This is a genomic window from Psychrobacter piechaudii (assembly GCF_900162825.1).
In the GTDB taxonomy this organism is placed as follows: domain Bacteria; phylum Pseudomonadota; class Gammaproteobacteria; order Pseudomonadales; family Moraxellaceae; genus Psychrobacter; species Psychrobacter piechaudii.
The window spans coordinates 1-3,588 of the sequence record NZ_FUGE01000183.1 but is presented as its reverse complement, the minus strand read 5'-3'; the positions used below and the strand labels follow the sequence as shown (position 1 = coordinate 3,588).

Sequence of the window (3,588 nt, the reverse complement as noted above, 5' to 3'; positions counted from 1 at the left end):
TCCATGTAATTTATGTTAAAATTATTTAATAATAACTATATATAGTGAATTTAAGTTACATAATCAGCCTTTAAAGCCTTCTGGTAACGCGGGCGCCTCTAATCTTTTTAATTCAGAATCGACCTCACCAAAACGAGGATGATGATTGTTCCAGTCGATAATGGCTTGCTCGATGTCTTGCTTATTGTCAGCGACAAAGTTCCACCACAGCAGTACCTTTTGATTTAAAGGCTCGCCGCCGAGTAGCATAAAGCGAGCGCCTTTGTGGCCTTTAACACTAATGACCATCTTTTGGCTAATGTCATCAAAACGAATCAGCTGATTTTGCTCGTAATTTTTGCCTTGGTATTCGATGCCATCAACGACCATTAATATACCATACTCAAAACCTGGCTCTAGCACCAAAGATACTTCAGTGTCTTCAACCAAATGCACATCCAAGCCAATAAGTTTGCTGTACTGAATGGTTGGAGCGCTATAGCTTTTTCCTTCAGAGGTGGTGTAATTCCCTGTGGTCAACACATATTCAGCGCCTTGCTCTTTCCAGCTTGGTAACTCAGGGTAGTGATGAAAATTTCGTTCTATTTTTTGATCTAGAGGTAAGGCAATCCATAGTTGCACCATATTCATACCCCGCCAAGCTTCTGCAGAGCCACCAGTATCAGGGAACACACTCTGTTCGGTGTGGCTAATACCTTGATCGTTACCGGTACCCGCAGTCATCACGTTCACTTGGTTTTTGGTAATGACTTTCTCATTTCCTAGGCTGTCTTTATGAAGCACCTCTCCCTCAATCATCCAGCTGAAAGTTTGCAAATTAATATGCGGGTGTCTACCCACTTGCATGCCTTCTTCTTCATCACCAAATTCGGCAGGGCCTGCGTGGTCCATAAAGCACCAAGCGCCAATAGGTTCTTTTCCTTTATTAGGTAACAAGCGAGCGATTGGAATACCGCCAACATCTGCCAAACGGGGGTCTAATATTACAGTTTTCATAAAGCACCTATCATTTTTATTAAGAGTATCAGGGCTAGCAGTTAACGATTATGTGACATCTTCATGACTAAATCTTACGCATCTTCAATCTCGTAAGGGGGTAATAATCAGCAAAACCAAAGTTATGCTTGCTTTTTATCTAGCCCTGGTGAGCGCGATCAGCTACTAACCACTTAATCTATTGTTTTCATAACTTATCCTTATTTCACTATTAATATAAACAATAAAAACTTAATAAAATGGGATGGATATTTAACATGACTACATAATAATGGTTATAATTATTATTGCAAGTAGTGCTGATAACCGTAGATTGTTTGTTGGTAACACTGTAATAAGCAACCTTAAATTTAATCAATTGGATTAGCGCAAATTAACTAAAAATAAGAGAAAATTACTATGATTAATAAAGAGCCGCTTAATTACGACCTCATTGATAATAAAGAAGCGAGTCGTTTTGAGTTACACGTTGATGGCCATATAGCGTTTGAAGACTATGACTACTTCACCACCAGTAACGGTGAGCTCGGTATTGCTTATCTACACACTGAAGTGCCAAAGGAGTTAGGCGGACGCGGGATAGCCGGTTATTTTGTGAAGTCTCTTTTAGAAGACGCAGCAGCAAAAAATCTACGCGTTAAACCCATTTGTCCTTTCGTTAAGTCTTATATTGATAAGCATCCTAAGTACCAAGATAACTCTGTATTTCATAATGCAGCGCCCTAATAACGGTAGTTAGTTATAGGTTATAGGCTGGGCGATTTAACTAACCCAGCCGCTAACTCAGGCTTTTATGCCGTGCTTCGACCTATACACTAAGTGTTGTAGGCTGTGTCTGGTTACGCGCATCGATTGAATAAGCGCCTGGGCCATGAGCCATAATCATTAAGAAGCCACTTGCCATCGCTAAGTTTTTCATAAAGTTCATCATTTGATTTTGATCCCCAAAGTCAGCGTGGAAGATAAGGGCGGAAACGATACTAAATCCGGCCATTAAGAAAGCGACCAAACGTGTTTTAAAGCCAACCAAAATGGCTAAACAACCAAAGACTTCTAACAGGATAACCAGAGGCAGTATGAAGCCCGGTACGCCCATGGATTCCATATAGCCTTGAGTGGCCGCATAACCGGTAATTTTGCCAATACCTGAAAAGATAAAGATGACTACTAATAAAAAACGACCCAATAGGGCGCTGGCATTGTTTACTGAAGTGTTCATAATAATTCCTTAAATATAAAATAATTTTGTTTACAGTTGCTAAGTAATGAAGCCATTATAATTGTTGATTTTATTTCAATAAACATCAATAATTACAAATGATAGTTCTTTTCATAAGAACAATACAGTCGTAATAAAGACACAGGAGAGAGGTTATGGGACAGTTCGAAGACATGGCAATGTTTATCAAGGTGGTCGATTCTGGGAGCATTACCAATGCAGCTGACCAACTTAATATCGCAAAATCTGCGGTAAGCCGGCGGCTAAAAGAGTTAGAGGCGCGCTTGAATACCCAGTTAATTAGCCGCACGACCCGCAATTCGACTCTGACAGAAGCGGGTCAGAAGTATTATCTAGAAGCCTGTAGTATTCTCAGCGAGGTGGATCTGTTAAATGAGCAAATCAGTGGTTTGTCTTCTCAGCTAGAAGGTAAGATGAGGCTGACCGCTCCTTTGTCTTTCGGGCTCATGCACTTAGATGAAATTATACATAACTTTGCCCAGCAGCACCCCCAGTTAAGCTTTGAGATTGACTTCTCTGACCGGCACATTGACCTAGTGGAGGAGGGTTATGAATTGGCCATCCGTATTGGTGAGCTGAAAGACTCCTCTTATCAGGCCAAGCGACTGACGGTGATTAGGCGGGTGCTTTGTGCCAGTCCTAAATACCTTGAGCAGGCCGGCTTGCCTGACAGTGTAGAGGCATTAAAACAGCACGCTTTTTTACAGTATGGATTAACCAATAAGCAAGGCGAATTAGATGTGATCGACCCTGCAGGAAAAAGACATAGGGTAGAGATGACGTCTCGGTTTAAAGCCAACAATGGCAATTTTTTATTGGATATGGCCATTAAAGGTCATGGTATTGCGTTTACTCCGACATTTATTGCTTATCAAAGTTTGGCAAAAGGGGAGCTGGTTCCGATTATGGAGGACCATCAGTTTCCCACTTTAAATGCATATGCAGTGTACCCAAAAAATAGATTTTTATCACAGCGTTGCCGGTTATTAATTGACTATATTATTGAGCAGATCGGGGATGAGCCTTACTGGGATAATATTTGAAATATTTGCTAAGGCTTATCTGAGATGAGGAAATAAAAAATAGCCCCTTACCATCTAGGCATAGGTATCTACACAAATTTACTAGCGGCATCAGCGAATTCACGTAGTTTGTCAGGGGGATAATGATTTACCAGTTCGGTAAAATTAAGCCACTGGAACAATCCTGCCATCACAGCAGGTGCGGTTATTGGTTTGCTGCATTTCATTTGTCGACCTGAGAGGCGCACTAAAAACAAAGCAAACTCTTGTGACTGTTTATCAGATGCTTGCATAATACGCCACACGAGCGTACAAGCCTGAGAAGCAATT

Annotated in this window: 4 protein-coding genes and 1 pseudogene; 2 read left to right on the top strand and 3 right to left on the bottom strand. The window is 41.0% G+C overall.

All coding sequences use genetic code 11. The annotated features are described in order from the left end of the window. Nucleotides 1-63 precede the first annotated feature (63 nt). Nucleotides 64-996, bottom strand: coding sequence for a pirin family protein (locus A1019T_RS10130; protein ID WP_077451539.1), 933 nt, complete (start codon nucleotides 994-996; stop codon nucleotides 64-66). Nucleotides 997-1,395: 399 nt separating this feature from the next. On the opposite strand from A1019T_RS10130, the gene A1019T_RS10125 reads away from it, so the two are divergent. After that, nucleotides 1,396-1,722, top strand: a complete 327-nt coding sequence (locus tag A1019T_RS10125) for a GNAT family N-acetyltransferase (RefSeq protein WP_077451538.1) — start codon at nucleotides 1,396-1,398, stop codon at nucleotides 1,720-1,722. Between the two features lie 82 nt (nucleotides 1,723-1,804). On the opposite strand, the gene A1019T_RS10120 is transcribed toward A1019T_RS10125, so the two are convergent. Beyond that, nucleotides 1,805-2,215 carry a DoxX family protein gene (locus A1019T_RS10120; protein WP_077451537.1) on the bottom strand — a complete coding sequence of 137 codons (411 nt, stop codon included), beginning with the start codon at nucleotides 2,213-2,215 and terminating at the stop codon, nucleotides 1,805-1,807. A 155-nt stretch (nucleotides 2,216-2,370) separates the two neighbouring features. Between A1019T_RS10120 and A1019T_RS10115 the strand changes: the two genes are divergently transcribed. After that, nucleotides 2,371-3,279 carry a LysR family transcriptional regulator gene (locus A1019T_RS10115; RefSeq protein ID WP_077451536.1) on the top strand — a complete coding sequence of 303 codons (909 nt, stop codon included), beginning with the start codon at nucleotides 2,371-2,373 and terminating at the stop codon, nucleotides 3,277-3,279. 68 nt (nucleotides 3,280-3,347) lie between these two features. Here A1019T_RS10115 and A1019T_RS10110 read toward each other — a convergent pair. After that, nucleotides 3,348-3,588, bottom strand: a pseudogene (locus tag A1019T_RS10110) (transposase); the annotation flags it as partial.